General features: G+C 65.8%; 3 protein-coding genes. All 3 read left to right on the forward strand.

Features of this window, described 5'->3' with window-relative positions; all coding sequences use genetic code 11:
- The coding region (locus L0G76_RS14505; RefSeq protein WP_304357866.1) for an MFS transporter at nucleotides 1-1,266 on the forward strand (1,266 nt) is incomplete at its 5' end.
- 49 nt (nucleotides 1,267-1,315) lie between these two features.
- A complete protein-coding gene (locus L0G76_RS14510) occupies nucleotides 1,316-2,695 on the forward strand; it encodes an LLM class flavin-dependent oxidoreductase (RefSeq protein ID WP_304357867.1) in 1,380 nt (459 codons plus the stop codon).
- A gap of 177 nt (nucleotides 2,696-2,872) precedes the next feature.
- Entirely contained in the window at nucleotides 2,873-4,183 is a 1,311-nt protein-coding gene (locus L0G76_RS14515; protein WP_304357868.1) for an MFS transporter, read from the forward strand.
- The last annotated feature ends 64 nt before the right edge of the window (nucleotides 4,184-4,247 follow it).

Below are 4,247 nucleotides of genomic sequence, written 5' to 3' on the forward strand. Positions count from 1 at the left end.
CTCGCCTCGGCCTTCGCCGGCACCACCATCGAGTGGTACGACTTCTACCTCTACGGCACCGCGGCGGCACTGATCTTCAACGTCCAGTTCTTCCCCAGCGGCAGCGAACTCGGCAGCAGCCTGGCCGCGTTCGCCAGCCTCGCCGTCGGCTTCATCGCCCGGCCCGTCGGCGGGATCATCGCCGGGCACCTGGGCGACCGAGTCGGACGCAAGGCGCTGCTCGTCGTCTCCCTGCTGTCGATGGGGATCGCCTCGACGCTCATCGGCCTGGTGCCGAACTTCGAGGCCATCGGGTGGTGGGCCGCGGCCGCGCTGGTCGTCCTGCGCATCGTGCAGGGTCTGTCCGCCGGCGCCGAATGGGGCGGATCCGCTCTGCTCTCGGTCGAACATGCCCCGGCCCGCAAGCGCGGACTGTTCGGATCCTTCACCCAGATCGGATCCGCCGCGGGCATGCTGCTGGCCACCAGTGCCTTCTTCGTCGTGCAGTCGCTGCTCACCGACGAACAGTTCGAATCCTTCGGCTGGCGCATCCCCTTCCTGGCCTCGGCGCTGCTCGTGGCACTGGGACTGTGGATCCGCCTCGGCGTCTCCGATGCACCCGAATTCAAAGAGCTCAAGGCCTCCGGGAACGTCGCCAAGGCACCCCTGCGTGACGTCCTGACCAAACACCCGCGCGTCCTCCTCGTCACGATCGGCCTTCGCCTGGCGCAGAACAGCGTCTTCTACCTCATCACCGTCTACATGCTCAGCTACCTGGCCGAGAACCGCGGCGACTCCACCTCCGGAGTCACCGCGGTCATGATCGCCTCCGCCATCGGGCTCTTCACCGGGCCGCTGTGGGGATGGGTCTCCGACAAGGTCGGCCGCAAACGCGTGACCATCGGCGGCATCATCGGAGTGGCCGTCTTCGGCTGGATCTTCTTCGCCTTCCTCGACGCCGGGCCACTGGCGATCCTGCCCATCGTCGTCATCCTCGGCATGAACCTCGCCCACGACGCCATCTACGGACCGCAGGCGGCCTGGTTCGCCGAACAGTTCCCCATCGAGGTCCGCTACTCGGGCGTGAACATGGGCTACCAACTGGGCACCGTCATCGGCGGCGGCATCATGCCGATGGTCGCAGCCCTGCTCTACGTCGTCGGCGGTCACTCGCCCTGGCTGATCTGCGGCTATCTCACGCTGCTGTGCCTGCTCTCACTCATCGCGGCACTGGCGGCGAAGGACCCCGCCCGCGAGTTGGCGCTGACCGACCCCGCCCACGACTGAGGCAAACCTGCTACCTGACATCTGCATCAATGAGGAAAGAAGACACCCCATGACGAAACCCATCATTCTCAACGCCTTCGACATGATGACCCCGGTCCATCAGTCACCCGGACTGTGGCGCCACCCCGAATCCCGTGTCGAGGAATTCACCCAACTGAGCTTCTGGACCGATCTGGCGAAGACCCTGGAAGATGGCGGCTTCTCCTCCCTGTTCCTCGCTGACATCCTCGGCGTCTACGACGTCTACGGAGGCAACGCTGACGTCACCAATCGCGGGGGAGTTCAGTTCCCGCTCCTCGACCCGCTCGTCGCAGTGCCCACCATGGCTGCCGCGACGAAGACGCTGGGATTCGGCGTGACCGCCTCGGTGACCTATGAAAAGCCGTACCTGCTGGCGAGGACGCTGACGACTCTCGACCACTTCACCAACGGGCGCGTGGCCTGGAACATCGTCACCAGCTACGTGGACTCAGCGGCACGCAACCTGGGACTCAAGGGCCAGATCCCGCATGACGAGCGCTACGACAGGGCTGACGAATTCATGGACGTCATGTACAAACTCCTCGAAGGCTCCATCACCCCCGAGGCTCTGCGCGCCGACGCCGAGGCCAACGTCTTCGTCGACCCCGAACAGGTCCACGACATCAACCACGAGGGCAAGTTCTTCACCGTTCCCGGCCAGGCACTCGCCGTGCCCGGACCACAGGGCACGCCGCTGCTGTTCCAGGCAGGCGCGTCCAAACGGGGGCAGGAGTTCGCCCTCGACCACGCCGAGGCGATCTTCTTCTCCGGACCCACACCGCAGATCCTGCGCACCTGGGTCGACAAGGTTCGCGACGGACTCGAAGAACGAGGACGTGCCCGTGACAGCGTGAAGATCTTCGCGCTCGCCACCGTCATCGTCGACGACACCGACGAAGCCGCCGAGGCCAGGCTCGCCGACTACACGCGCTACGTCGACACCGAATCCGCACTCTCCCTCTTTGGTGGCTGGACCGGCGTCGACCTCTCCGGGGCCAAACCCGAGGACCCGCTGGAGTACGTGGCCACCGACGCGAATCAGTCCGCGCTCGCCTCCTTCACCACGATGGCCGGCGACAAGACCTGGACCATCCGCGACCTCGCAGAGTTCGTCGCCATCGGCGGACGCGGACCCGTGATCACCGGCTCACCCGCGACGATCGCCGATGAGTTCGAACGCTGGATGGACGAGGCCGACATCGACGGCTTCAACATCGCCGCCGCCGTCCGTCCGGCAGACGCCGAACGCTTCACGAAGTACGTCTCGCCCGAACTGCGCCGCCGCGGACTCCTGCCCGAACCAGTCGAGGGCGCCACCGTCCGCGAACAGCTGACCGGACAGGGCCCGCGCCTGGCCGATGATCACAAGGGAGCCGGATTCCGGTTGGGCGCCGACGCGCTCGTGTGAGGCAGATGCTTCTGAGTCACTGAGCTGGCCCATGTGGGAGCTCGACCATGCGGGAGCTCGACCTCGTGGCCGGCGGACGACGTATCGCGGTTGACCTGCGACTTCATCTGCCGGCCACTTCTGGTGGATAATGGCCTGCGGCCATTTTCCGATCCGCCGATCGATCTAGGATCCCGCATGAGCGCAGCGACGCCGAAGACCTCCGCCGACACCACCTCGGCGCCCGCCTACAGACGCAAGGCACTCTTCGCCGCCGCGGTCGGATACGGACTCGACGGCTTCGACCTGCTCATCCTCAGCTTTGCCCTCGGTGGGATCATCTCCACCTTCGGGCTCAGCGACGTCGAGGCAGGATCACTGTCGACGATCACCCTCTTCGGCGCGGTCCTCGGCGGTATCGTCTTCGGATCCCTGGCCGACCGCTACGGTCGCGTTCGGGTCCTGACCTGGACCGTTCTCATCTTCGCGGTGTTCACCGGCCTGAGCGCGATCGCCCAGGGATACTGGGACATGGCCGCCTACCGATTCATCGCCGGCGTCGGAATCGGCGGTGAGTTCGGCATCGGCATGGCTCTGGCCGCTGAGGCGGTGCCGGCCGTTCAGCGTGCCCGAGCCACATCGTGGGTGGGCGTGGGTTTCCAGATCGGCGTCTTCGCCGCAGCCATCGTCTCCGCCCCCGTCATCGCCGTGTGGGGCTGGCGGGCATTGTTCGTCATCGGTCTCTTCCCTGCGATCTTCGCCTTCGTCATCCGCCGAGGCGTCGAGGAGCCCGACAAGTTCGTACAGTCCCAGCGGGGCCACGCCGCGACGGTGTCGGTAGACTCTGCGGAGTCGGCAGGCTCGGCCTCCGGCGGCGGGGCAGAGATCGCAGCGGAGCTTCCGACGTTCGGTGCGAAGATCCGTGCGCTGGTCAAGGACAAGGCGACGGTGAAGATCACGTTCGCCCTGATCATCCTCTCGACGGTGCAGAACTTCGGATACTTCGGCATCATCGCCTGGCTGCCCAACTATCTGTCCGAGAAGATGGACCTCGGCGTGACGAAGGGATCGCTGTGGACGGCGGTGACGGTGATCGGAATGCTCGCGGGCATCCTCATCTTCGGTCAGGTCGCCGACAGGCTGGGCAGGCGGCCGGCGTTTTTGATCTTCCAAGCCGGGGCGATCGTCTCGATCCTCGTCTACAGCCAGATGACCGATCCCACCGCGCTGCTCATCGGCGGATTCTTCATGGGAGCCTTCGCCAACGGCATGCTCGGCGGGCACGGTGCTCTGCTGGCAGAGATGTATCCGACCCAGGTGCGCGCGACTGCTCAGAACGTCGTCTTCAACATCGGACGCGCTCTGGGCGGACTCGCACCCGTGGTCATCGCCCTGCTCGCAGACTCCTTCGGGTTCGCGTTCGCACTCGCGCTGCTGCCGACCATCTACATCGTCCAGTTCCTCGCCATGTTCCTGCTCCCAGAGAAACGCGGCGCAGACCTGGAGTAGCTGCACCGAACTGAGTCAGTACGGGACGCCCCGCGAAGGGACGTCCAGCGAAGGGACGCCCAGC

This window comes from Brevibacterium picturae (assembly GCF_030453725.1).
In the GTDB taxonomy this organism is placed as follows: Bacteria; Actinomycetota; Actinomycetes; order Actinomycetales; family Brevibacteriaceae; genus Brevibacterium; species Brevibacterium sandarakinum_A.

What these genes read in the sequence shown, in the direction of transcription:
- L0G76_RS14510 (WP_304357867.1), top strand. Translation starts at nt 1,316, where the DNA reads ATGACGAAACCCATCATTCTCAACGCCTTCGACATGATGACCCCGGTC.
- L0G76_RS14515 (WP_304357868.1), top strand. Translation starts at nt 2,873, where the DNA reads ATGAGCGCAGCGACGCCGAAGACCTCCGCCGACACCACCTCGGCGCCC.